Here is a 22,646-nt window from a genome sequence, read left to right as displayed (position 1 = left end):
GTGCCGAGGGCGCCGAACGCGCCTGGGGCCGGTCCCGCCCGACGCGGCGTCAGGAACCCCCGCCGGACCCGCCCTGGCCTGTCTCCGCGCCCGCGGAGACGGGCTCTCGCCATTCCCGGGCGGGCGCCTGGACGTGCTCGACGGTCCGGGCGTCCCGGGTGTCCCGGGCGGCAGCCGCGGCGGCCGCCGCGTGCGCCTTCGGCAGCGGTACGGTCATGGCGACCAGGATTCCCAGCGCGAGTGCCGCGAGGGCGACGACCGCGATGCCCAGGCCCGAACTCGTCTGTGACAGCAGCAGCATGGCGAGCGTCGAGAGGATCACGGTGCAGGAACCGTAGGCGAGCTGTGCGGCGGTCGGACGAGGCATGGCAATCGTGTCCTCGGAAGAATTTGGGGGCGAGACGGGGTGACGGCCTGGCTTTCCGCCGACTTCCGGGCGTTCCGCCAATCGACTTTAATCCCCTGCATGCCCGAGCGGAACGGCCGGTAAGCGTGACCTAACCCACGGTGCCGATGCACAGGGGGCGCACGGAGTCACGCCTCGCACCCCGCCCCCGGTCCCACGCGCCGCCCACCCGGCGGGCCGCCCCGGACGCCCGTCCACGCCGTCCGTAAAGCGAACCCCAGCTCCGCATAGTGCACTTGAACTGTCCAAGTCAAGGTCTGTCTTTTCTCGTAAACCTCTAGTCAAATGTCGTCACTTGACTACACGCGTTGATCGCGCGCGGACCTTTGTCGTGGCCTGAGACCGCCTCTCCGCGCGCCGAACGCGTCAGGGGAGGACATCAAGTGACACGTAGACCCTGGACGTTCAGAACGGCCGCGATCGGTGTCGCCCTCGCGGCGGCCACCGCCACGTTCTCGACGTTCGCCGTCGCGGAGGCCGCCCCCACGGGCAGCGGCTCCGCCTCGGTGGACCGGCACGACCCGCTGTCGGGTCAGAAGGAGCACGACTTCGACGGTCCGCTGAGCAAGACCCAGGAAGCTCAGCGCCAGGAAGCGCTCAACCAGGTCATATCCGGCAAGGCCACGGTCAAGGACCGTGACGGTTCGAAGGTCGTCCAGCTCAAGGGCAAGAAGGGCGACAGCAAGTACGTCGAACTCGGCCGTGAGAAGACCGACAAGATCTTCACGATCCTGGTCGAGTTCGGCGACCAGGTCGACAGCCGCTACGGCGGCACGCCCGGCCCGCAGCACAACCAGATAGCCGCCCCCGACCGTACGAAGGACAACAGTACGGACTGGCAGGCGGACTACAACCAGAAGCACTACCAGGACCTGTACTTCGGCACCGGCAAGGACACCGAGTCGCTGAAGAAGTACTACGAGACGCAGTCCTCGGGCCGCTACTCGGTCGACGGCGAGGTCACCGACTGGGTCAAGGTCCCCTACAACGAGGCCCGTTACGGCTCCAACAAGGCCGGCGACTCCGCCGCCTGGTACGCGGTCCGGGACGGCGTCAACGCCTGGGTCGCCCAGCGCGAGGCCGCCGGTGACACCGCGGCCGAGATCCGCACCGAGCTCGCCCAGTTCGACCAGTGGGACCGCTACGACCACGACGGCGACGGCAACTTCAACGAGCCCGACGGCTACATCGACCACTTCCAGATCGTGCACGCCGGCGAGGACGAGTCCGCGGGCGGCGGCGCCCAGGGCACGGACGCCATCTGGGCCCACCGCTGGTACGCCTTCGGCACCGACGCCGGCGCGACCGGCCCGGACGAGAACAAGCTCGGCGGCACCCAGATCGGCGACACCGGCATCTGGGTCGGCGACTACACCATCCAGCCGGAGAACGGCGGACTCGGCGTCTTCGCCCACGAGTACGGCCACGACCTCGGTCTGCCGGACGAGTACGACACCAACGGCGGCGAGAACTCGACCGGGTTCTGGACGCTGATGTCGTCCGGTTCCTGGCTGGGTACGGGCAAGGAGGCCATCGGCAACCTGCCCGGCGACATGAACGCCTGGGACAAGCTCCAGCTGGGCTGGCTCAACTACGACACGGCCAAGGCCGGCGTGAACTCGTGGCACAAGCTGGGCGTGGCCGAGTACAACACCAAGCACAAGCAGGCGCTGGTCGTCTCGCTGCCCGACAAGGCGGTCAAGACCGAGGTGGTCACCCCGGCCGAGGGCGCGAGCCAGTGGTGGAGCGGCAGTGGCAACGACCTGAAGAACACGCTGACCCGCTCGGTCGACCTGACCGGCAAGTCCTCGGCCACGCTGTCCCTGGACGGCTGGTACGACATCGAGGCCGAGTACGACTACCTCTACGCCGAGGTGTCGACCGACGGCGGCGCCAACTGGACCGCCCTGGACGGCACGGTGAACGGTCAGCCGATCCCGCGCGACGCCAGCGACAAGCCGGGGCTGACGGGTTCGATCGACGCGTACGCGAAGCTGTCGTACCCGCTCGACGCCTACGCGGGCAAGAAGTTCGACCTGCGCTTCCGCTACCAGACCGACGGCGGTGTGGCGCTCAAGGGCTTCGCGGCCGACCGGATCACGGTGACGGCGGACGGTTCCGCGGTCTTCTCGGACAACGCGGAGAGCGCCGACCCGGCCTGGACGGCGGCCGGCTTCTCCCGCATCGGCGCGTCCTTCACCAAGGACTACAAGCAGTACTACATCGCCGAGAACCGTCAGTACGTGTCGTACGACAAGACCCTTCAGGTCGGCCCGTACAACTTCGGCTTCTCGACGACCCGTCCGGACTGGGTTGAGCACCTCCCGTACCAGAACGGCCTGTTGATCTGGAAGTGGGACACCTCACAGCCGGACAACAACACCGGCGACCACCCCGGCACCGGTCTGATCCTGCCGGTCGACTCGCACCCGACGCCGCTGAAGTGGACCGACGGCACGCTGCTGCGCAACCGGTTCCAGGCGTACGACTCCCCGTTCACCCTGGAGCGCACGGACGCGATCACGCTGCACAAGGCGGACGTGCCGGTGTGGATCAAGTCGCAGAAGGGGGTGTCGGTCTTCAACGACCACACCAACACCTACTACGACGCGTCGAACCCGGCGGCCGGTGTCAAGATCACTGACACCAACACCAAGATCAAGATCGAAAAGGTGGCCAAGGACGGCTCGACGATCGAGCTCGAGGTCGGCAGCGCGGTGAAGTAGTCAGCAAACGCGCAGGTCACACGCGTATCGGCGGTAACCCCTGGCGGGTTGCCGCCGATCGTGTTTAGGTGCCTGCTGTGGCTCTCTTATTGACACCGACCGGAACGGGGATGTGACCACATGGCCGCAGGAGGCTTCAGCAAGCTGCCGAACGGCACGGTGGTGGTGGCGCTGAACCTGCCCGGCGCCGCCCCCGACGGCGTCGGCGGCGTCCGCGTGCTCGTCCACGCCCGCAACCGCGCCCGCGCCCTGACCAGGCTGCGCAACCTGGGCCTGCGCGCGGTCTACCTGCGGGGCAACGCCGCCCCGCCCACCCCGGACGAGATCACCGCGGTGCTGCACCACCCCGACGGCCTGATATGGCGCACGTCCCGGGACAACGCTGTCGGCGTCCCCGTCGGCCCCCCGGAGCTGTGGCACCCGATCAGGACCCTCCTGCGCCCGCACACACCCGCCCAGGCGTAGGAGGTGTCTCGGCGATCATGCCGGGCTCGCGGCGCCTGGCACCGCTCCCTGATCCGGCCTGATCGACGAGACGCCCCCAAAGGGCCGGGGAGGGCCGGGCCTCCGGGCCACGCCAAGGGAGCCGGGGCGGGCTGGGCCCCCGGGCTACGCCACCACCGGCTTGCCCGTCAGCTCCACGCCCGCGCGGCGCAGCTCCTCCAGGGCTCGTTCGGTGGTCTCCGCGGCCACCCCGGCGGTGAGGTCCAGCAGCACCTGGGTGCGGAAGCCCTCCTTCGCGGCGTCCAGGGCGGTGGCGCGCACACAGTGGTCCGTGGCGATCCCGACCACGTCGACCTCGGTGATCTCCCTGGCCCTCAGCCAGTCGGCCAGGGACACGCCGTTCTCGTCGACGCCCTCGAAGCCGCTGTAGGCCGCCGCGTACGCGCCCTTTTCGAAGACCGCGTCGATCGCGCCCGAGGTGACGGCGGGCGCGAAGTTCGGGTGGAAGCCCACGCCCTCCGTGCCCGCCACGCAGTGCGCGGGCCAGGTGCGGACGTAGTCGGGGTCGTCGGCGAAGTGCCCGCCGGGCGCGATGTGGTGGTCGCGGGTGGCCACCACGTGCCGGTACCCGGCGGGCGCCTGCCCGATCAGATCGGTGATCGCGGCGGCGACGTCCGCCCCACCGGCCACCGCGAGGCTGCCCCCCTCACAGAAGTCGTTCTGCACATCGACGACGATCAAGGCGCGGCGCATGGTGGGTGTCCTTCGGTCTCGGATCAGTGGGCGGAACCAGCTCTCGGCGGTGCTGAAGCGGGCACCCGCTTTAGTTACCCGAGCGCTCGTGGACGTACTCCGTCGGAAGGACTGGTTCCCCGCGGGAGAGCTGGGTCGCGGACAGCGGGAGGTTGGCGCGGGCGGCGGCGTGCCGGTCGCGTACGGCGTCCAGCGGCTCGCGGCCGACGACCTCGCCGCCCTTGACCAGCTGCACCAGCAGCTGCCGGCCGGCCAGCTCGTCGGGCACCGGGCCGGTGCCCACCACCTCGGTCTCCGCGACCCCGTAGGCGTCCAGCCGGCGCGCCGCCCACTTGCGGCCGCCGATGGAGGTCTTGCCGCCGCTGGACTTCTTCGCCACCGGCGTCAGCGGAGCGTTCGGATCGGCGGACTCGGCGCGGGCGACCAGCTTGTAGACCATCGAGCAGGTCGGGTGGCCGGAGCCGGTGACGAGCTGGGTGCCGACGCCGTACGCGTCCACGGGTGCCGCCGCGAGCGAGGCGATGGCGTACTCGTCGAGGTCGGAGGTCACGACGATCTTCGTGTCGCGGGCGCCCAGCTCGTCCAGCTGCTGCCGTACCCGGTGCGCGACCAGCAGCAGGTCGCCGGAGTCGATGCGCACGGCGCCCAGCTCGGGCCCGGTGATCTCCACGGCCGTACGGACGGCCTCGGCGACGTCGTAGGTGTCCACCAGCAGCGTGGTGCCCCGGCCGAGCGAGTCGACCTGGGCGCGGAATGCGTCCCGCTCGGAGTCGTGCAGCAGGGTGAAGGCGTGGGCGGCGGTGCCGACGGTGGGGATGTTGTAACGGAAGCCCGCGGCCAGGTCGGAGGTGCTGGAGAAGCCGCCGACGTAGGCGGCGCGCGCGGCGGCGACGGCGCCAAGCTCGTGGGTGCGGCGGGCGCCCATCTCGATCAGCGGCCGGTCACCGGCGGCCGAGGACATCCGGGAGGCGGCGGCCGCGATCGCCGAGTCGTGGTTGAGGATCGACAGGATCACGGTCTCCAGCAGCACGCACTCGGCGAAGGAGCCCTCGACCCGCATGATCGGCGAGCCCGGGAAGTACACCTCGCCCTCGGGATAGCCCCAGACGTCGCCGCTGAACCGGTAGTCGGCCAGCCACTGGAGGGTGGCCTCGTCCACCACTCCGCGCTCGCGCAGGAAGCCGAGGACGCCCGCGTCGAAGCGGAAGTTCTCCACCGCGTCCAGGACGCGCCCGGTCCCGGCCACGACGCCGTACCGGCGTCCGTCGGGCAGCCGCCTGGTGAAGACCTCGAAGACGCTGCGCCGCCCGGCCGTCCCGGCCCGCAGAGCGGCCTGCAGCATCGTCAGCTCGTATTGGTCGGTGAAGAGCGCCGTCGAGGGAACGTCCACCGGCAGCCTGAGGTCCGCTGTGTTCATGACGAGGAATCGTACTCCCATTTCGTCAGTCTGACGATTTAAGATTTCTCGCCCGCCACCACCCGGCCGCCGCCCTGCCTGTTTGTGCTCCCACCCCCCTGTAGTGGCAGCATGGGCCATGTGACGGCAGCCGCACCCATCGAGATCGAGAAGACCGAGTCGGCGGAAGAGGTCTCCGCCGTACCTGAGCCGGACGTCCCCTGGGTGACGATCGTCCACAACGATCCCGTCAATCTCATGAGCTATGTGACGTATGTCTTCCAGACGTACTTCGGCTACTCCAAGGACAAGGCCACCAAGCTCATGCTCGACGTCCACCACAAGGGCCGGGCGATCGTCTCCAGTGGCAGCCGCGAGGAGATGGAACGGGACGTTCAGGCCATGCACGGCTACGGTCTGTGGGCCACGCTCCAGCAGGACCGCAAGTAGTCGCGCAGCAGCCATCCAGCAGCCGTGGGCAGCAGGACAGCCCGGACCGACCGGAAGCAGCGAACCCCTTCCATGCCAGGACACTTCGAACCGCTCCCCGGCGGCGGCGCGGCCGTCGCCCTCGACGAGGTGGAGATCTCCATCATCCGGTCGCTGGCCGTGCAGCTCCTGGAGCTGATCGGCCCCGGCCCCGCCGAGGACGCCCCCGCCGACCCGCTCGCCGAGCTCTTCGCCGAGGGCCCGAGCGAGCCGCCCACCGACCCGGTCCTCAAGCGGCTGTTCCCGGACGCCTACAGCGACCCCGAGGAGCAGCCGGCCGGCCCGCAGGAGGCGGCCGAGCAGCGCGCCCACTCGGCGGAGTTCCGCCGCTACACCGAGAACGACCTGCGCGCCGGCAAACGGGAGAACGCGCTCGCGGTGGTCCACTCCCTCAACGAGCTGTCCCCGGCAAGCGAGGGCGGTGCCGTGCTGGAGCTGTCGCCACAGGAGTCCCGGCGCTGGCTCGGCGCCCTGAACGACCTGCGCCTGGCCATCGGCTCCCGGCTGGAGATCACCGACGAGGACGACGCCGACGATCTCTACACCCTCCCCGACGAGGACCCGCGCAAGCCGATGGTGATGGCGTATCTGTGGCTCGGCGGGCTCCAGGAGACCCTCGTCACCACCCTCATGCCCTGATCGGCATGCCCGGATCGATCCAGATCGATCCCATTTCGGCTGCTTCTGCGTTCGCTCAGCGGACGCTCAGATCCGCATAACGATCCTGTTACCGCGGTGCCCCCGTATGCCCGATTCAGGTGGCCTTTGGGTGTTTCTAGTTATGTGATGCATCACAGGCCACACCTGTGATCTCTGTAAAGCTCGTGGTACATCTTCACGACCGCCCGGCGAACACCACCCATGTCCGCCGGGTGCGCCACCACGCCGACGACCGTCGGTTGGCACCAGCTCCATCACATCCGGGGGGATCGGGACCCGATCCGCGGCCGACTCAAGGCCCGGGTCGGCATGGAGAAAGGCGCACCATCCATGACCTCAGTGCAGGTCGACCAGCATCGCGACGGCAAAGAGGCCGCGCGGGACGGCGAGGGGTATCAGCGCGGGCTCGGCGCCCGGCAGATCCAGATGATCGCCATCGGCGGTGCCATCGGCACCGGCCTCTTCCTCGGCGCGGGCAAGGGCATCTCCAAGGCCGGGCCCAGTCTGATCCTTGCCTATGCCATCGCCGGCCTCGTGATCTTCTTCATCATGCGGGCGCTCGGCGAACTGCTGATGTACCGCCCGGTGTCCGGTTCCTTCTCCGAGTACGCGCGCGAGTTCATCGGCCCCTTCGCGGGCTTCGTGACCGGCTGGACGTACTGGCTGTTCTGGGTCGTCACCGGCATCACCGAGGTCACCGCCGCGGCCGCCTACATGACGTACTGGTGGGACATCCCGCAGTGGCTGTCCGCCCTGGTCTTCACCGTCGTCCTCTACGGCGCGAACCTGATCTCCGTGAAGCTCTTCGGTGAGCTGGAGTTCTGGTTCTCGATGGTCAAGGTCACCGCGATCATCGGCATGATCCTCATCTGCGCGGGCATCCTGACGATCGGCTTCTCCGACGCCGGCGACACCGCTTCCGTGGCCCACCTGTGGAACGAGGGCGGCTTCTTCCCGCACGGTGTCGGCAGCACGCTGATGACGCTGCAGATGGTGATGTTCGCCTTCCTCGCCGTCGAGCTGGTCGGTGTCACCGCGGGCGAGTCCAAGGACCCCAAGACCGTGCTGCCCCGCGCGATCAACACCGTGCCGTGGCGCATCGCCGTCTTCTACGTCGGCGCGCTGATCATGATCCTGTCGGTCGTGCCGTGGACGAACTTCCACCCGGGCGTGAGCCCCTTCGTCGCCGCCTTCCAGAAGATGGGTCTGGCCGCCGGCGCGGGCATCGTGAACTTCGTCGTCCTGACCGCCGCCCTGTCGTCCTGCAACTCGGGCATGTACTCCACCGGCCGCATGCTGCGCGACCTCGCGCTCAACAGCCAGGGCCCGAAGTTCTTCACCAAGCTGACGCCCAGCGGCACCCCGCTCGTCGGCACGACGTTCTCCGCCGCGCTGATGCTGGTCGGCGTGTGGATCAACTACCAGTGGCCGGGCAAGGCGTTCGACTACGTGGTGTCCTTCGCCACCATCTCCGGCATGTGGGCCTGGATCGTCATCCTGATCAGCCAGATCCGCTACCGCGCCAAGGCCGACCGCGGCGAGCTGCCCCGCTCGGAGTTCCGCGCCCCGGGCGCCCCGTTCACCAGCTGGTTCGCGCTGGCGTTCATCGGCATGGTGATCGTGATGATGGGCATCGACAAGGACGCCCGCATCTCCCTGTACTGTGCGCCGCTGTGGGGCGTGATCCTGGGCGTCGCCTACTGGGTGCTCAGGCGCCGCAACCCGGAGGCCGCCGCCTTCAGCAGGCGCTGACCTCTCAGGGACCGGACGTCCAGCGGGAGCGGATACTCGTGGAACCCGCTCCCGCTGCCGCTCAGGGCGTCCGCCATGTGGGCCGTTCCGTACCACTCCCCGGTACGGAACGGCCCTTCTGCTTATCCTGTGCCCCATGCTGACCATCACCCAGTCGCTCTACGACCAGATCGTCGCCCACGCCCGCGAGGACCACCCCGACGAGGCGTGCGGCGTGGTCGCCGGTCCCGTGGGTGCCGGCCGCCCCGAGCGGTTCATCCCCATGCTCAACGCGGCCCGCTCGCCCACCTTCTACGAGTTCGACTCCCAGGACCTGCTCAAGCTCTACCGCGAGATGGACGACCGCGACGAGGAGCCGGTGATCATCTACCACTCCCACACCGCGACCGAGGCCTACCCCTCCCGCACCGACATCTCCTACGCCAACGAGCCCGGCGCCCACTACGTCCTGGTGTCCACGGCCGACACCGACGGAGCCGGCGAGTTCCAGTTCCGCTCGTTCCGGATCGTGGAGGGCGAGGTCACGGAGGAGGAGGTCAAGGTGGTCGAGGCCTACTGATCCCGCATCACGGACGAAAGCAGTCCGAAGGGCGAGATCACACTCTGGGGCACGGGCCGGGAATCGATACGATGACCGCATGGTTCTGAACGACGTGAGCGACAAGACGCCGGGCGTGCTGCTCGTGGCGCGGCTGCACGTCGACCTGTGCAGGCTGAACAGCGCCATCTGTTGACGTTCTCCTGCCGCCGTCCGGCCGTGAGCCGCGGCGCTTTCCCGTGCTGAACGCCTGGGAGAACCCATCGCGCGCCGCACCCTATCGACGACACCTTCCTGACAGGAGCCCGCAACCATGGCCATCGAGGTCCGTATCCCGACCATCCTCCGCACCTACACCGACGGCCAGAAGGCGGTGGAGGGGAATGGGGAGACCCTCGCCGAGCTCTTCGCCGACCTCGAGGCCCGGCACCCGGGCATCCAGGCCCGCATCGTCGACGGCGACCAGCTGCGCCGCTTCGTCAACGTCTACCTCAACGACGAGGACGTCCGCTTCCTGGACGGCATCAGCACCAAGCTCGCCGACGGCGACAACGTGACGATCCTGCCGGCCGTCGCCGGTGGTATGGCCTGATCGGCATGCGGTACGACTCTCCGCTGGCCGCGGTCGGCAACACCCCTCTGGTGCGCCTGCCGCGGCTCTCGCCGTCCGCCGACGTCCGCATCTGGGCGAAGCTGGAGGACCGCAACCCGACCGGCTCCGTCAAGGACCGCCCCGCCCTGCACATGGTCGAGCAGGCGGAGAAGGACGGCCGGCTCACCCCGGGCTGCACGATTCTCGAGCCCACCTCCGGCAACACCGGCATCTCGCTGGCCATGGCGGCCAAGCTCAAGGGCTACCGCATGGTGTGCGTGATGCCCGAGAACACCTCGCAGGAGCGCCGGGACCTGCTGGGCATGTGGGGAGCGGAGATCATCTCCTCCCCGGCCGCGGGCGGCTCCAACACCGCCGTGCGCGTGGCCAAGGAGCTGGCCGCCGAGCACCCGGACTGGGTGATGCTCTACCAGTACGGCAACCCGGACAACGCCGGCGCCCACTACGCCACCACCGGCCCCGAGATCCTCGCCGACCTGCCCTCGATCACGCACTTCGTCGCAGGCCTGGGCACCACCGGCACCCTGATGGGCGTCGGCCGCTATCTGCGCGAGCACAAGCCCGACGTACAGATCGTCGCCGCCGAACCGCGCTACGACGACCTGGTGTACGGCCTGCGCAACCTCGACGAGGGCTTCGTCCCCGAGCTCTACGACGCCTCCGTCCTCACCAGCCGCTTCTCGGTCGGCTCCGCCGACGCGGTCACCCGCACCCGTGAACTCCTCCAGCAGGAGGGCATCTTCGCGGGCGTCTCCACCGGCGCGGCCCTGCACGCGGCCATCGGCGTCGGCAGGAAGGCGGTCAAGGCGGGACAGAGCGCCGACATCGCGTTCGTCGTCGCCGACGGCGGCTGGAAGTACCTCTCCACCGGCGTCTACACGGCCGCCACCACGGAAGAGGCCATCGAGACGCTCCAGGGCCAGCTCTGGGCGTAGGGCCTTCTTCGCGACAGGCTCCGGTCCTGCTCGGGCACGCGCGGCCCCCTCTCTCATGTGGGGGCTAAGCGCATCCTATGGAGACGCAAAGAATTCGCTCCGGTACTGCCGGGTAGCACGGCCCTGGTATTACGTTCCTACCGCGCCCTGTCATGTCACGCTCACCCAGCGCCATGACAGGCGTCTGTGAGTGTCATGCTCATGACTGCGCGGTCTCGCCGCCGCTACGCGCGTCACGGGCTGCCAATCCAGTGCGAATCCCCACGTCAACCGGAGGCAGTACCCCATGCGTGAGTCACGCCCGAGCCGGCGGAGACGGAGTCTGAGAAGACTCCTCGCCGTCGCGTTCCCCGCCCTCGCCCTCACCGTCGCCGGACTCGTCGCCGCCCCCACGGCCGGCGCCCAGCCCGCCGCCACGGCGCAGCCGCACCTCACGAAAACCGCGCAGAACACCAAGGCCCTGACCGACCCCGGGCGGCAGATCTTCCACTCCACCGGCAAGGCCGGCCAGAAGGTCCCCACCCAGCACCTGTGCGCCACCGCCGAGCCGGGCCACGCCTCCTGCTTCGCCCAGCGCCGCACCGACATCAAGCAGCGCCTCGCCTCGGCGCTCGCGGCCGCCGCGCCCTCCGGCCTCTCCCCGGCCAACCTGCACAGCGCCTACAACCTGCCCACCACGGGCGGCTCCGGCCTGACCGTCGCCGTCGTCGACGCCTACAACGACCCCAACGCCGAGTCGGACCTGGCCACCTACCGCTCGACCTACGGCCTGTCGCCGTGCACCAAGGCCAACGGCTGCTTCAAGCAGGTCAGCCAGACCGGCTCCACCACCTCGCTGCCCTCCAACGACACCGGCTGGGCCGGCGAGGAGGCGCTCGACATCGACATGGTCAGCGCCGTCTGCCCCAACTGCAACATCATCCTCGTGGAGGCCAACTCGGCCAACGACACCGACCTCGGCATCGCGGAGAACGAGGCCGTCGCCCTCGGCGCCAAGTTCGTCTCCAACAGCTGGGGCGGCGGCGAGGCGTCCGGCCAGACCACCGAGGACTCCCAGTACTTCAAGCACCCGGGCGTCGCCATCACCGTCTCCGCCGGTGACTCCGGCTACGGCGCCGAGTACCCGGCGACCTCCCAGTACGTGACCGCCGTCGGCGGCACCGCGCTGACCACCGCCTCCAACTCCCGCGGCTGGAGCGAGAGCGTCTGGCACACCAACTCCACCGAGGGCACCGGCTCCGGCTGCTCCGCCTACGACCCCAAGCCCAGCTGGCAGACCGACACCGGCTGCGCCAAGCGCATGGAGGCCGACGTCTCCGCGGTCGCCGACCCCGCCACCGGCGTCGCCGTCTACGACACCTACGGCGGTTCCGGCTGGGCGGTCTACGGCGGCACCAGCGCCTCCGCCCCGATCATCGCCGGCGTCTACGCCCTGGCGGGCACCCCGGGCAGCAGCGACTACCCGGCGAAGTACCCGTACTCCCACACCGGCAACCTGTACGACGTCACCAGCGGCAGCAACGGCTCCTGCTCGACCTCGTACTTCTGCACCGCCCGCACCGGCTACGACGGCCCGACCGGCTGGGGCACCCCCAACGGCACCACCGCCTTCACCTCCGGCACCACCAGCGGCAACACGGTGACCGTCACCAACCCGGGCAGCCAGTCCACCACCACCGGAAGCTCCGTCAGCCTCCAGATACACGCCACCGACAGCGCCGGCGCCGCCCTCACCTACAGCGCCACCGGCCTGCCGACCGGACTGTCCGTCAACAGCTCCACCGGCCTGATCTCCGGCACCGCGTCCACCGCGGGCACCTACCAGGTCACGGTCACCGCCAAGGACTCCACCGGCGCCTCCGGCTCGGCCTCCTTCACCTGGACCGTCGGCTCCTCCGGCGGCACCTGCACCTCGGCGCAGCTGCTCGGCAACCCGGGCTTCGAGTCCGGCAACACCACCTGGACCGCCACCAGCGGCGTCATCACCAACGACAGCGGTGAGCCCGCCCACAGCGGCTCCTACAAGGCCTGGCTCGACGGCTACGGGACCACCCACACCGACACCCTGTCCCAGTCGGTGACCATCCCCGCCGGCTGCAAGGCCACGCTCACGTTCTACCTGCACATCGACACGTCGGAGAGCGGCAGCACCGCCTACGACAAGCTCACGGTGACGGCCGGCTCGCAGAGCCTGGCGACGTACTCCAACGTCAACGCCGCCTCGGGCTACGCCCAGAAGTCCTTCGACCTGTCCTCGCTGGCCGGTTCCACGGTCACGCTGAAGTTCAGCGGCAGCGAGGACTCCTCCCTGCAGACCAGCTTCGTCGTCGACGACACGGCGATCACGACCAGCTGATCCGCGAGTCGCACAGGGCCCCGGCCGGGCGGGCACGCACCGGCCGGGGCTCCGGCGTGCGCGGGGGAGCGGATCCTGATGTGCTGGAAAGACGTCACATCGGCATCAGGGCACTGGGCACCCGTGACCGGGACAGCAGAAAGGCGGCCGCCCCATGCGCCGTACGACGTCCACGACGCTCCACCGCACCGCCGTCGCCGTCGCCACGGCGGCGGCAGCGGCCCTGCTCGCCACCGGCTGCGGAGCGCAGCACGACGGCAAGGGCGGCGGCACCCCGGGTTCCGCGGGCGCGAGTTCCGCGAGTTCCGCGAGTTCCGCGAGTTCCGAGGGCTCCGAGGGCGGCAGCTCGGCGTCGCCGCCGGCCTCCGCCTCGGCCACTTCGTCCGCGCCCGCCTCCAAGGCCCCCTCCGGCTGCACCGGCCAGGCCCAGCTCGGCGCCGCCGACTCCGGCCGCACCGTCTGCCTCACCGTCGGCGGGTATCTGCGCCTCACCCTGGACGGCACCAAGGACCGCCCCTGGGCCCCGGTCAAGGCCACCGGAACCGTCCTGAAAGGGGCCGACCCGGGCATCGTGATCATGCCGGGCGACGCCCTGGCCGCCTACACCGCGACCGCGCCCGGCACGGCCCGGCTGACCTCCTCCCGCCCGCTGTGCGCGACCGGCCCCCACAAGATCTCCTGCATGGGCATCCAGGAGTGGACGGTCACCGTGAGGGTGACGCGACCATGACCTCAGCCGGCCAGGTAGCGCACCTGGTCCCAGAGCACCGGGTCCACGACCCCCACCCGGCGCCGGAAGTCCCACACGGGCACCTCCCGCACCTCGTCGGTCTCCAGGAAGCTGGTCCGCCCCTGCGCGTCGCCCACCGAGCCGGGTGGCAGGGGAATCACCCCGGCCCGCTCGTCGTGGTACCGGCTGGTGATCTTGGCGACCCGGGCCCGCTTGCCGTGCACGGACAGCACCAGACAGGGCCGGTCACCGGCCCCCGAGCCCTCCTCGTAGGGCACGTTCGCCCACCAGATCTCCGCCGGCTGCGGCCGGGCCGCACCGCCCCGCCCCAGCACACGCCCCGGCGGCCGCGTCCTGCGCCCCGAGGGCCGGCGACCGCGCCCCCACCCGTCCACGAGCGTGGCGACGAGCGCGAGCAGTACCACTGCCGCGAGCGCCAGCCACCACGACGTGTCCATAAGGACGACGGTACCGGCGCGAGACCTTCAGCGCGCGCCCTCTTTCACACCTCATGCGCCCCACGTCCAGCCGAACCGGTGACACCACAGGTGAGTTCGCCCACAACCGCCCTTGCCGGAGGAGCGACCGGCCGTTTCGCGCCTTACGCTCGACGGACCGCACGACCCCCGTCACCTTCTGTATCTGTCCCGCCAGCGGAGGTTTCTTCTCCATGAAGCTCACCGTCGTCGGCTGCTCGGGGTCGTTCCCGTCCGCGGAATCGGCCTGCTCGAGCTACCTCGTAGAGGCCGACGGCTTCCGGCTGCTCCTCGACATGGGCAACGGCGCCCTGGGCGAGCTGCAGCGCCACTGCGGTCTCTACGACCTCGACGCGATCTTCCTGAGCCATCTGCACGCCGACCACTGCATCGACATGTGCGCCTACTTCGTCGCGCGCTACTACCGGCACGACGGCGGGCCCTGCGCCCCCCTGCCGGTCTACGGCCCCGAGGGCACCGAGCACCGGCTGACCACCGCCTACGGCGACACCCCGACCGCCTCGTCCATGAGCGAGGTCTTCGACTTCCACACGGTCAAGCCGGGCACCTTCGACATCGGCCCCTTCACCGTGCACACCGAGCTGGTGGCCCACCCGGTGGAGGCGTACGCCATCCGGATCGAGCACGGCGGCCGCGCCATGACCTACTCGGGCGACACCGGCGTCAGCGAGGCCCTTGAGGAACTCGCCCGGGACACCGACCTGTTCCTGTCCGAGGCGGCCTTCACGGACGGCAAGGAATCCATCCCCGACCTCCACCTCAACGGCCGCGAGGCGGGCGAGACCGCCGCCCGCGCCCGTGCCCGCCGCCTCGTCCTCACCCACATCCCCCCGTGGACCGACCCCCAGATCAACCTCGCCCACGCCCGCGCGGTCTACAACGGCCCGGTGGAACTGGCGGCGCCGGGAGCGGTGTACGAGATCTGACACCGCGGCGACACGAGAAGGCCCCCGAGCAGTGCGCTCGGGGGCCTTCTCACGTCCGGGGAGGACTCACGCCTTCGTGAGGTCCTCGACCTCCTCCTCGGGCTCACGGCCCGGGGTGGGGAGGTTGAACTTGGTGATGGCGAAGCGGAAGGTCACGTAGTAGATCGCTGCGAACACCAGGCCGATCGGGATGATCAGCCATGGCTTCGTCGCCAGGTTCCAGTTCAGGCCGTAGTCGATGAGGCCCGCGGAGAAGGTGAAGCCGGCGTGCACGCCGAGCGCCCACGTGATCGCCATCGAGGCGGCGGTCAGCACAGCGTGGATCGCGTAGAGCACCGGGGCGATGAACATGAACGAGAACTCGATCGGCTCGGTGACACCGGTCACGAAGGAGGTCAGCGCGACCGAGACCATCATGCCCAGGACGGCCTTGCGGCGCTCCGGACGGGCGCAGTGCGCGATGGCGAGCGCGGCGGCCGGCAGGCCGAACATCATGATCGGGAAGAAGCCGGACATGAACTGACCGGCGGTCGGGTCACCGGCGAAGAAGCGGTTGAGGTCGCCGTGGACGACGTCGCCGGCCGCGTTCTTGAAGTCGCCGATCTGGAACCACGAGACGGTGTTGACGAACTGGTGCATGCCGACCGGGATCAGCGCACGGTTGATCAGACCGAACAGACCGGCACCGGCGGCGCCCAGACCAGTGATCCACTCACCGAAGTCGGAGATGCCCTCACCGATCGGCTTCCAGATCAGACCGAAGACGACACCCATCGCGGTGCCGACGAACGCCATGATGATCGGCACCAGGCGACGGCCGTTGAAGAAGCCGAGCCAGTCCACCAGCTTCTTGCGGTGGTAGCGCTGCCACAGCACCGCCGACAGCAGACCCATCAGGATGCCGCCGAGCACACCGGGGTTGTTGTACGTGGCGGCTATGTCCGCGCCCGCCTGGACCTTCGCCTCGGTGACCGGGAACGCCTTCAGGACATTGCTGTAGACCAGGAAGCCGACCAGGGCGGCGAGCGCCGTCGAGCCGTCGGACTTCTTGGCGAAACCGATCGCGACACCGATGCAGAACAGCAGCGGCAGGTTGTCGAAGATCGCGCCACCGGCCGTGGCGAAGACAGCCGTAACCTTGTCGGGCAGGTTCAGCTTGTCGTGCACGTCCGCCTGCCCCAGGCGGAGCAGGATGCCCGCCGCCGGGAGTACGGCGATCGGAAGCTGAAGGCTTCGACCGACTTTCTGCAGGCCCTGGAACAGGCCTGAACCCCGCTTCTTTGCGGGAGCCGCCGACGATGTCGCGGTGGCGGTGCTCATTCGTCCTCCATCGGGTGGTGGTCTACACCACTCAGTGGTGTAGACCTGTTGTAGCACGATGAAGGTGAGGTAAGGAACCCGCGAACTTGCGACCGTTCCGCTACGGGCCGTAGGGGTGCTGTTTCGGCCGTTGGAGGGGCCATCAGGCCCTGGTGGTGTCCTCCACTTCCTCCTCCGGCTCACGCCCCGGAGTCCGCAGGTCGAACCTCGTGATCGCGAAACGGAAGACCGCGTAGTACACCACCGCGAAGCACAACCCGATCGGCACGATCGCCCACGGCCGGGTCGCGAGGTTCCAGTTGATCACATAGTCGATCAGGCCCGCCGAGAAGCTGAACCCGTCGTGCACGCCCAGCGCCCACGTCACCGCCATCGACACACCGGTCAGCACCGCGTGCACCGCGTAGAGCAGCGGAGCGATGAACATGAACGAGTACTCGAGCGGCTCGGTGATCCCCGTGACGAACGACGTCAGCGCCACCGACAGCATCAGCCCGCCGACCTCCTTGCGCCGGCCCGGCCGGGCGGTGTGCGTGATCGCCAGCGCCGCCGCCGGCAGCGCGAACATCATGATCGGGAAGAAGCCCGAGGTGAACAGGCCCGCGTTCGGGTCGCCGGCCAGGAACATGTTGATGTCGCCGTGCACCACCGTCCCGTCGGGCTTGGTGTAACTGCCGAACTGGAACCACAGCGGCACGTTCAGGAACTGGTGCAGGCCGATGACCAGCAGCGCCCGGTTCGCCAGACCGAAGATCCCGGCACCCCAGGCCCCCGCGTCGTGCAGCCAGTCGCTGAAACTCTCCAGCCCGTCACCGATCGGCGGCCACACCCACAGACACAGGGCGGCGAAGAGGATCGCCACGAACGCCATGACGATCGGCACCAGCCGACGGCCGTTGAAGAACCCCAGCCAGTCCACCAGCCGCGTCCGGTGGAAACGCTGCCAGAAGAAAGCGGACAGCAGCCCCATCACGATCCCGCCGAAGACCCCCGGATTCTGGTACGTGAACGCCGTCACCGTCCCGCTCGCCGCCTGACAGCCGGTCGCGGCCACCTTCGCGCCCGCCGGACAGGTGATCGGGAACTGGTGCAGCACGTTGTAGTAGACGAGGAAGCCCGCCACCGCCGCCAGCGCGGTCGAGCCGTCCGCCTTCTTCGCCATACCGATCGCCACACCGACGCAGAACAGCATCGGCAGCCCCAGCTGGCCGTCGAGCAGCGCGCCGCCCGCCCCCGCCATCACCTTCGAGACATCGGTCCAGCCCAGCCCGTCCTTGCCGAACACATCCGGCTGCCCCAGCCGGTTCAGGATGCCCGCCGCCGGCAGCACGGCGATCGGCAGCTGAAGACTGCGCCCCATTTTCTGCAGACCCTGGAACAGGGTGTTCCAGCGCTCGCGCACGGGAGAGACCCTGGCGTCGGCGCTGTCGGCACTCATGGGCGTCCTCCCCGGCTCCGCTCCTGGGCGCGGCACGCGTTTGGCCACCGCGCCAACGGTGGTGTAGACCAGTTGACGCACGGTTCCGCTGTCGTGAACGCCATCCTTCGGCACCCACGGCACGACCGCTCGCGAAGATGGGCCAACTGTGGGTTACTGCCACAAAGCGGTTTCGGATCAGGGAGAAGGAACATGGCCAGCAAGGCTGAGAAGATCGTTGCCGGGCTCGGCGGCATCGACAACATCGAAGAGGTCGAGGGCTGCATCACCCGCCTCCGCACCGAGGTCAACGACGCCTCACTGGTCGACGAGGCCGCACTCAAGGCAGCAGGCGCCCACGGCGTCGTGAAGATGGGCAACGCCATCCAGGTCGTCATCGGCACCGACGCCGACCCCATCGCTGCGGAGATCGAAGACATGATGTGACCCTCCGCGGTCCACACGGACCGCCGGGTTCACCTGGAAGGGGCTCCTCCCGACACGGGAGGAGCCCCTTCCGCGCAGGGGACTAGGCTCGGCACCATGTCTCGAATCGACGGCCGCACCCCCGAACAACTCCGCCCGGTCACCATCGAACGCGGCTGGAGCAAGCACGCCGAAGGCTCCGTCCTCGTCTCCTTCGGCGACACCAAGGTCCTGTGCACCGCCTCCTTCACCGAAGGCGTCCCGCGCTGGCGCAAGGGCAGCGGCGAGGGCTGGGTCACCGCCGAATACTCCATGCTGCCCCGCGCCACCAACACCCGCGGCGACCGCGAGTCCGTCAAGGGCAGGATCGGCGGACGCACCCACGAGATCAGCCGCCTCATCGGCAGGTCCCTGCGCGCCGTCGTCGACTACAAGGCACTCGGCGAGAACACCGTCGTCCTGGACTGCGACGTCCTCCAGGCCGACGGCGGCACCCGCACCGCGGCCATCACCGGCGCCTACGTCGCCCTCGCCGACGCCGTCGCCTGGGCCCAGGCCAAGAAACTGATCAAGCCCGGCCGCCAGCCGCTCACCGGCACCGTCAGCGCGGTCTCCGTCGGCATCGTCGGAGGAGTCCCGCTCCTCGACCTCTGCTACCAGGAGGACGTGCGCGCCGACACCGACATGAACGTCGTCTGCACCGGCGACGGCCGCTTCGTCGAGGTCCAGGGCACCGCCGAGGCCGCACCCTTCGCCCGCGACGAACTCAACGCCCTGCTCGACCTCGCCGTGGCCGGCTGCACGGACCTCGCCGCGATCCAGCGCACGGCACTCGAAAGCACCCGCGAAAAGTAGAAAAGCCGGAAAAGCAGCAAGAAAAGTAAAGGGAGCCTCAAGACAGGCGACCGTCGAGGGCAACCCCGGCCACCCGGCCCGCGTCCCTACCGGTACGGGCGCACGGCACCACCGCCGTACGCCCGGCCACCACAGGGAGGGAACCGAACCATGGCCGCGAGCCGCCACCGACGACGCCCGGGCCGCACCACCGCCATCGCCGCCACCACGGCCGCCGTCGCACTCGCCGTCTCCGCCCTGACCGGATGCGACGCGGTCGGCAAGGCCCTGGACTGCGTCCAGACCGCCGACTCCATCGCCGACAGCGTCACCGACCTCCAGCAAGCGGTCCAGAACGCGTCGAACGACCCGACGCAGACCGACGAAGCCCTCGCCGCCATCGAGAAGGACCTGAAGAAAATCGGCGACAAGACGGACAACACCGACGTCAACAAGGCCGTCGACGACCTGGGCAAGGCCGTGGACAACGTCCGCACCGCCGTCAGGAACGGCGACAAGACCCCGGACGTCACCCCGGTCACCGACGCAGCCGGCGAACTGACCAAGGTCTGCACGCCCTGACGGTCCCCCGATACTGGTGAGCATGACCCGCTTGATCCTCGCCACCCGCAACGCCGGAAAGATCACCGAACTCAGGGCGATCCTCGCCGACGCAGGCCTCCCCCACGAACTCGTCGGCACCGACGCCTACCCGGAGATCCCCGACGTCAAGGAAACAGGCGTCACCTTCGCCGAGAACGCCCTGCTGAAGGCCCATGCCCTGGCCCAGGCGACAGGCCTCCCGGCGGTGGCGGACGACTCCGGCCTCTGCGTGGACGTCCTCGGCGGCGCCCCCGGCATCTTCTCCGCCCGCTGGGCGGGCCGCCACGGCGACGACCAGGCCAACCTGGACCTGCTCCTCGCCCAACTCTCGGACATCGCGGAGGAGCACCGGGGGGCCCACTTCGCCTGCGCGGCAGCCCTGGCCCTGCCGGACGGCACGGAAAGGGTGGTCGAAGGCCAACTGAGCGGCGTACTACGCCATGCCCCCGCCGGCACCAACGGCTTCGGCTACGACCCGATCCTCCAGCCGAACGGCGAGTCGAGGACGTGCGCCGAACTGACCCCCGCCGAGAAGAACGCGATCAGCCACCGCGGCAAGGCGTTCCGGGCATTGGTGCCGGTGGTACGGGAGTTGCTCGGCTGAGATGGCCGTCAGGGCCGTCCGGACCGGAGTCGGTGCGGCCGGAGGGACTCGAACCCTCACGGGAGTTACCCCACTGGGACCTAAACCCAGCGTGACTGCCAATTCCACCACGGCCGCTCGGTGCTGCCCGGCCATGCTACTGGCCGGGCAGCCACCTCAGAGACCGAGATCCTTGATGATCTTGGCTACGTGGCCCGTGGCCCGGACGTTGTACAGGGCTCGTTCGACCTTGCCGTTCTCGTCCACGATGATCGTGGAGCGGATGACGCCCATGTACGTCTTGCCGTAGTTCTTCTTCTCGCCGTAGGCGGCGTAGGCCTCGGTGACCTTCTTGTCGGGGTCGGCGAGGAGGGTGACCTTCAGGGACTCCTGCTCGCGGAACTTCGCCAGTTTCTCCGGCTTGTCGGGGGAGATGCCGAGCACGTCGTAGCCCGCGTCGGCCAGGAGGGCCAGGTTGTCGGTGAAGTCGCAGGCCTGCTTGGTGCAGCCGGGGGTGAGGGCGGCCGGGTAGAAGTAGACGATGACCTTGCGGCCCTTGTGGTCGGCCAGCGACACCTCGTTTCCGTCGGCGTCGGGGAGGGTGAAGGCGGGGGCCACGTCCCCGGGCTGGAGTCGCTCGGTCATCGAAGCTCGTCTCCTCGTGCGTGCCAATACCGTGTCGGTCCGAGGGTAACCGGGGGTGCCGACAGCGCGGTCCCGGCCGAAGCTGACAGACTGTACTGAACAGGCATCAGTGGACTGCGGAGGCGGTACGGTGGCGGACACGGCGGACACCAGGACCCCGGCTGAGATCGAGGCGGACATCAGGCGCCGTCGCGAGGTGCTGGCCGAGACGCTCGACGAGATCGGCGTGCGGGTGCACCCGAAGACCATCGTCGCGGATGCCAAGGCCAAGGTCACCTCCCACGTCGACCACACCCTCGGACGGGCCTATGTACAGGTCAACCGAGTCGTCAGCGATGTGCGCGCCCAGTTCGTCGACGGGGACGGCGCGCCTCGTCTGGAGCGGATCGTGCCGGTCGCGCTGGTCGCCGTCGGGGTCGTGGGTCTGCTCGCCCTGGGCGCGCGCAGGCGCCGGGGCTGACCCAGGCACGTACGGACATGCTGAAGGCAGGTAGGTTCGAGGCGTGAGCGCCAACAGAAACGAGCACAGCACCCATCACGACAAGCTGCCCATCCGGATGCTGCACGACCGGGTACTGGTCCGGCAGGAGACGGGCGAGGGCGAGCGTCGTTCGGGCGGCGGCATCCTGATTCCCGCCACGGCGGCGGTGGGACGCCGGCTGGCCTGGGCGGAGGTCGTCGCGGTCGGGCAGAACGTGCGGACCGTGGAGCCGGGCGACCGGGTCCTGTTCGACCCGGAGGACCGGGCCGAGGTGGAGGTGCGGGGCACCGCGTACGTGCTGATGCGTGAGCGTGATCTGCACGCCGTGGCCGCGGACCGGTTCGAGGGGTCGGAGGACTCCACCGGTCTGTACCTGTGACGTGACGGAGCCGAGGGGCTGGTGACCGTTGTCACCAGCCCCTTTGTCGTGCCTCTTGGCCGTCCGTTCGTTTTGCTAGCCTCGAAGAGGAGCCCGACGAGACGCGCCGTACCGGGATGCAGGCAAAGACGACGCACCCCCCGTTCGTCAGTGAATCGTCTCGGAGGTGCCCGTCGTGGCCTGGGTTTTGCTTGTCCTCGCCGGTCTGCTGGAGGTCGGCTGGTCGATCGGGATGAAGTACAGCGATGGCTTCACCCGACCCGTCCCCAGTGTGCTGACCGGCGCCGGCATCGTCGCGAGCATGCTGCTGCTGTCCTACGCCTCCCGTTCCCTGCCCATCGGTACCGCCTACGGCGTGTGGGTGGGCATCGGGGCGGCCGGTGCGGCGGTGCTCGGCATGGTGGTGCTGGGGGAGCCGGCGACCGCCGCCCGGATCTTCTTCGTGTGTCTGCTGCTGGTGGCGGTGGTGGGGCTGAAGGCCACCTCCGGCCACTAGGGCCTGTCCGGCGGATCAAGGTGCAGGCAAGCGGCGGCGCCGGTCAACTCAGGTGAGCGGGGGCTGGTGCGTCCAGGTGCAAGGCGGAGGAGGGAGTCGACGCGGAGCGTCGGCGAGTGACGACAACGCCGCAGATGGGCGTGCCAGCCCCCGCGTCTGCGCCATGATCCGCCGGACAGGCCCTAGTGACCTGAGTCAGAGATTCTTCGGCAGTAGGCGGCCACCTTGTCGAGGATCTCGT

26 protein-coding genes, 1 tRNA gene and 1 riboswitch are annotated in these 22,646 nt (G+C 69.3%); of the genes, 19 read left to right on the top strand and 8 right to left on the bottom strand.

Annotated elements, in window-relative coordinates; all coding sequences use genetic code 11:
* Positions 1-49: 49 nt before the first annotated feature.
* Positions 50-367, bottom strand: coding sequence for a hypothetical protein (locus tag IE318_RS26295; RefSeq protein WP_189904377.1), 318 nt, complete (start codon positions 365-367; stop codon positions 50-52).
* Between the two features lie 422 nt (positions 368-789).
* Here IE318_RS26295 and IE318_RS26290 point away from each other — a divergent pair, with 422 nt between their 5' ends.
* Positions 790-3,132, top strand: a complete 2,343-nt coding sequence (locus tag IE318_RS26290; RefSeq protein WP_189904250.1) for an immune inhibitor A domain-containing protein — start codon at positions 790-792, stop codon at positions 3,130-3,132.
* A 120-nt stretch (positions 3,133-3,252) separates the two neighbouring features.
* Positions 3,253-3,597, top strand: coding sequence for a hypothetical protein (locus tag IE318_RS26285; protein WP_030167337.1), 345 nt, complete (start codon positions 3,253-3,255; stop codon positions 3,595-3,597).
* Between the two features lie 144 nt (positions 3,598-3,741).
* Here the strand turns inward: IE318_RS26285 and IE318_RS26280 are convergent, their stop codons facing one another.
* Positions 3,742-4,329, bottom strand: coding sequence for an isochorismatase family protein (locus IE318_RS26280; protein ID WP_189904248.1), 588 nt, complete (start codon positions 4,327-4,329; stop codon positions 3,742-3,744).
* Positions 4,330-4,399: 70 nt separating this feature from the next.
* Entirely contained in the window at positions 4,400-5,746 is a 1,347-nt protein-coding gene (locus IE318_RS26275; protein WP_030167342.1) for a nicotinate phosphoribosyltransferase, read from the bottom strand.
* A 111-nt stretch (positions 5,747-5,857) separates the two neighbouring features.
* Here IE318_RS26275 and clpS point away from each other — a divergent pair, with 111 nt between their 5' ends.
* From clpS to IE318_RS26235, 9 genes are all read left to right on the top strand, one after another.
* Positions 5,858-6,175: an ATP-dependent Clp protease adapter ClpS gene (clpS, locus tag IE318_RS26270; RefSeq protein WP_030167345.1), complete on the top strand. Its 318-nt coding sequence runs from the start codon at positions 5,858-5,860 to the stop codon at positions 6,173-6,175.
* Positions 6,176-6,247: 72 nt separating this feature from the next.
* Positions 6,248-6,853 carry a DUF2017 domain-containing protein gene (locus IE318_RS26265; RefSeq protein ID WP_189904246.1) on the top strand — a complete coding sequence of 202 codons (606 nt, stop codon included), beginning with the start codon at positions 6,248-6,250 and terminating at the stop codon, positions 6,851-6,853.
* A gap of 351 nt (positions 6,854-7,204) precedes the next feature.
* Positions 7,205-8,626 (top strand): amino acid permease, encoded by a 1,422-nt coding sequence (locus IE318_RS26260; protein ID WP_030167350.1) that lies wholly within the window; start codon positions 7,205-7,207, stop codon positions 8,624-8,626.
* Between the two features lie 136 nt (positions 8,627-8,762).
* On the top strand, positions 8,763-9,185 hold the full coding sequence (locus IE318_RS26255; RefSeq protein ID WP_189904244.1) for a M67 family metallopeptidase: 423 nt from the start codon (positions 8,763-8,765) through the stop codon (positions 9,183-9,185).
* A gap of 79 nt (positions 9,186-9,264) precedes the next feature.
* Entirely contained in the window at positions 9,265-9,360 is a 96-nt protein-coding gene (locus IE318_RS46555) for a putative leader peptide (protein WP_362035247.1), read from the top strand.
* 117 nt (positions 9,361-9,477) lie between these two features.
* Positions 9,478-9,756, top strand: a complete 279-nt coding sequence (locus IE318_RS26250) for a MoaD/ThiS family protein (protein ID WP_030167357.1) — start codon at positions 9,478-9,480, stop codon at positions 9,754-9,756.
* A 5-nt stretch (positions 9,757-9,761) separates the two neighbouring features.
* Positions 9,762-10,712 (top strand): PLP-dependent cysteine synthase family protein, encoded by a 951-nt coding sequence (locus IE318_RS26245; RefSeq protein WP_030167359.1) that lies wholly within the window; start codon positions 9,762-9,764, stop codon positions 10,710-10,712.
* A 286-nt stretch (positions 10,713-10,998) separates the two neighbouring features.
* The gene (locus IE318_RS26240) at positions 10,999-13,068 is read left to right on the top strand and encodes a putative Ig domain-containing protein (protein WP_189904243.1); all 2,070 of its coding nucleotides are present in this window, start codon (positions 10,999-11,001) and stop codon (positions 13,066-13,068) included.
* A gap of 154 nt (positions 13,069-13,222) precedes the next feature.
* A complete protein-coding gene (locus tag IE318_RS26235) occupies positions 13,223-13,798 on the top strand; it encodes a hypothetical protein (RefSeq protein ID WP_189904241.1) in 576 nt (191 codons plus the stop codon).
* Between the two features lie 2 nt (positions 13,799-13,800).
* Here IE318_RS26235 and IE318_RS26230 read toward each other — a convergent pair whose 3' ends face one another.
* Positions 13,801-14,256 carry a type II toxin-antitoxin system PemK/MazF family toxin gene (locus IE318_RS26230; protein ID WP_030167365.1) on the bottom strand — a complete coding sequence of 152 codons (456 nt, stop codon included), beginning with the start codon at positions 14,254-14,256 and terminating at the stop codon, positions 13,801-13,803.
* A gap of 212 nt (positions 14,257-14,468) precedes the next feature.
* On the opposite strand from IE318_RS26230, the gene IE318_RS26225 reads away from it, so the two are divergent.
* On the top strand, positions 14,469-15,221 hold the full coding sequence (locus IE318_RS26225) for an MBL fold metallo-hydrolase (protein ID WP_189904239.1): 753 nt from the start codon (positions 14,469-14,471) through the stop codon (positions 15,219-15,221).
* Positions 15,222-15,287: 66 nt separating this feature from the next.
* Here IE318_RS26225 and IE318_RS26220 read toward each other — a convergent pair whose 3' ends face one another.
* Together IE318_RS26220 and IE318_RS26215 are read right to left on the bottom strand one after the other, a co-directional pair.
* Positions 15,288-16,541 (bottom strand): PTS transporter subunit EIIC, encoded by a 1,254-nt coding sequence (locus IE318_RS26220; protein ID WP_189904237.1) that lies wholly within the window; start codon positions 16,539-16,541, stop codon positions 15,288-15,290.
* Positions 16,542-16,683: 142 nt separating this feature from the next.
* A complete protein-coding gene (locus IE318_RS26215; protein WP_189904235.1) occupies positions 16,684-17,979 on the bottom strand; it encodes a PTS transporter subunit EIIC in 1,296 nt (431 codons plus the stop codon).
* Positions 17,980-18,171: 192 nt separating this feature from the next.
* On the opposite strand from IE318_RS26215, the gene IE318_RS26210 reads away from it, so the two are divergent.
* The 4 genes from IE318_RS26210 (at position 18,172) to rdgB (ending at position 20,425) form a co-directional block, all read left to right on the top strand.
* Entirely contained in the window at positions 18,172-18,405 is a 234-nt protein-coding gene (locus IE318_RS26210) for a PTS sugar transporter subunit IIB (RefSeq protein WP_030167375.1), read from the top strand.
* A gap of 96 nt (positions 18,406-18,501) precedes the next feature.
* Complete coding sequence (gene rph, locus IE318_RS26205) at positions 18,502-19,239, top strand: ribonuclease PH (RefSeq protein ID WP_030167378.1); 738 nt, start codon at positions 18,502-18,504, stop codon at positions 19,237-19,239.
* A gap of 150 nt (positions 19,240-19,389) precedes the next feature.
* Positions 19,390-19,800 (top strand): hypothetical protein, encoded by a 411-nt coding sequence (locus tag IE318_RS26200; RefSeq protein ID WP_030167381.1) that lies wholly within the window; start codon positions 19,390-19,392, stop codon positions 19,798-19,800.
* A 22-nt stretch (positions 19,801-19,822) separates the two neighbouring features.
* On the top strand, positions 19,823-20,425 hold the full coding sequence (gene rdgB / locus IE318_RS26195) for an RdgB/HAM1 family non-canonical purine NTP pyrophosphatase (RefSeq protein WP_030167384.1): 603 nt from the start codon (positions 19,823-19,825) through the stop codon (positions 20,423-20,425).
* 33 nt (positions 20,426-20,458) lie between these two features.
* On the opposite strand, the gene IE318_RS26190 is transcribed toward rdgB, so the two are convergent.
* Positions 20,459-20,542, bottom strand: a tRNA-Leu gene (locus tag IE318_RS26190).
* 39 nt (positions 20,543-20,581) lie between these two features.
* Positions 20,582-21,049: a thioredoxin-dependent thiol peroxidase gene (gene bcp / locus IE318_RS26185; RefSeq protein WP_030167387.1), complete on the bottom strand. Its 468-nt coding sequence runs from the start codon at positions 21,047-21,049 to the stop codon at positions 20,582-20,584.
* A 130-nt stretch (positions 21,050-21,179) separates the two neighbouring features.
* Here bcp and IE318_RS26180 point away from each other — a divergent pair, with 130 nt between their 5' ends.
* The 3 genes from IE318_RS26180 (at position 21,180) to IE318_RS26170 (ending at position 22,405) form a co-directional block, all read left to right on the top strand.
* Positions 21,180-21,509 (top strand): DUF3618 domain-containing protein, encoded by a 330-nt coding sequence (locus IE318_RS26180; protein WP_189904233.1) that lies wholly within the window; start codon positions 21,180-21,182, stop codon positions 21,507-21,509.
* Positions 21,510-21,552: 43 nt separating this feature from the next.
* Positions 21,553-21,909, top strand: coding sequence for a GroES family chaperonin (locus tag IE318_RS26175; protein WP_030167393.1), 357 nt, complete (start codon positions 21,553-21,555; stop codon positions 21,907-21,909).
* A 74-nt stretch (positions 21,910-21,983) separates the two neighbouring features.
* A riboswitch (guanidine-III (ykkC-III) riboswitch) is annotated at positions 21,984-22,047 on the top strand.
* A gap of 37 nt (positions 22,048-22,084) precedes the next feature.
* Positions 22,085-22,405, top strand: coding sequence for a DMT family transporter (locus IE318_RS26170; protein WP_189904231.1), 321 nt, complete (start codon positions 22,085-22,087; stop codon positions 22,403-22,405).
* Positions 22,406-22,646: the final 241 nt, after the last annotated feature.

It is taken from the genome of Streptomyces spiralis (genome assembly GCF_014654675.1).
Classification (GTDB): Bacteria; Actinomycetota; Actinomycetes; order Streptomycetales; family Streptomycetaceae; genus Streptomyces; species Streptomyces spiralis.
Note: the sequence above shows the minus strand (reverse complement) of the source record. Positions and strands in the feature narration are given on the sequence as shown.

Excerpts from the sequence above, each read along its gene's own strand:
- IE318_RS26255 (WP_189904244.1), top strand. The coding sequence starts at position 8,763 with ATGCTGACCATCACCCAGTCGCTCTACGACCAGATCGTCGCCCACGCC.
- IE318_RS26225 (WP_189904239.1), top strand. The coding sequence starts at position 14,469 with ATGAAGCTCACCGTCGTCGGCTGCTCGGGGTCGTTCCCGTCCGCGGAA.
- IE318_RS26200 (WP_030167381.1), top strand. The coding sequence starts at position 19,390 with ATGGCCGCGAGCCGCCACCGACGACGCCCGGGCCGCACCACCGCCATC.
- rph (WP_030167378.1), top strand. The coding sequence starts at position 18,502 with ATGTCTCGAATCGACGGCCGCACCCCCGAACAACTCCGCCCGGTCACC.
- IE318_RS26240 (WP_189904243.1), top strand. The coding sequence starts at position 10,999 with ATGCGTGAGTCACGCCCGAGCCGGCGGAGACGGAGTCTGAGAAGACTC.
- clpS (WP_030167345.1), top strand. The coding sequence starts at position 5,858 with ATGGGCCATGTGACGGCAGCCGCACCCATCGAGATCGAGAAGACCGAG.
- bcp (WP_030167387.1), bottom strand. The coding sequence starts at position 21,049 with ATGACCGAGCGACTCCAGCCCGGGGACGTGGCCCCCGCCTTCACCCTC.
- IE318_RS26245 (WP_030167359.1), top strand. The coding sequence starts at position 9,762 with ATGCGGTACGACTCTCCGCTGGCCGCGGTCGGCAACACCCCTCTGGTG.
- IE318_RS26220 (WP_189904237.1), bottom strand. The coding sequence starts at position 16,541 with ATGAGCACCGCCACCGCGACATCGTCGGCGGCTCCCGCAAAGAAGCGG.
- IE318_RS26250 (WP_030167357.1), top strand. The coding sequence starts at position 9,478 with ATGGCCATCGAGGTCCGTATCCCGACCATCCTCCGCACCTACACCGAC.
- IE318_RS26285 (WP_030167337.1), top strand. The coding sequence starts at position 3,253 with ATGGCCGCAGGAGGCTTCAGCAAGCTGCCGAACGGCACGGTGGTGGTG.
- IE318_RS26210 (WP_030167375.1), top strand. The coding sequence starts at position 18,172 with ATGGCCAGCAAGGCTGAGAAGATCGTTGCCGGGCTCGGCGGCATCGAC.
- IE318_RS26215 (WP_189904235.1), bottom strand. The coding sequence starts at position 17,979 with ATGAGTGCCGACAGCGCCGACGCCAGGGTCTCTCCCGTGCGCGAGCGC.
- IE318_RS26265 (WP_189904246.1), top strand. The coding sequence starts at position 6,248 with ATGCCAGGACACTTCGAACCGCTCCCCGGCGGCGGCGCGGCCGTCGCC.
- IE318_RS26295 (WP_189904377.1), bottom strand. The coding sequence starts at position 367 with ATGCCTCGTCCGACCGCCGCACAGCTCGCCTACGGTTCCTGCACCGTG.
- IE318_RS26260 (WP_030167350.1), top strand. The coding sequence starts at position 7,205 with ATGACCTCAGTGCAGGTCGACCAGCATCGCGACGGCAAAGAGGCCGCG.
- IE318_RS26235 (WP_189904241.1), top strand. The coding sequence starts at position 13,223 with ATGCGCCGTACGACGTCCACGACGCTCCACCGCACCGCCGTCGCCGTC.
- IE318_RS26230 (WP_030167365.1), bottom strand. The coding sequence starts at position 14,256 with ATGGACACGTCGTGGTGGCTGGCGCTCGCGGCAGTGGTACTGCTCGCG.
- rdgB (WP_030167384.1), top strand. The coding sequence starts at position 19,823 with ATGACCCGCTTGATCCTCGCCACCCGCAACGCCGGAAAGATCACCGAA.
- IE318_RS46555 (WP_362035247.1), top strand. The coding sequence starts at position 9,265 with ATGGTTCTGAACGACGTGAGCGACAAGACGCCGGGCGTGCTGCTCGTG.
- IE318_RS26280 (WP_189904248.1), bottom strand. The coding sequence starts at position 4,329 with ATGCGCCGCGCCTTGATCGTCGTCGATGTGCAGAACGACTTCTGTGAG.
- IE318_RS26275 (WP_030167342.1), bottom strand. The coding sequence starts at position 5,746 with ATGAACACAGCGGACCTCAGGCTGCCGGTGGACGTTCCCTCGACGGCG.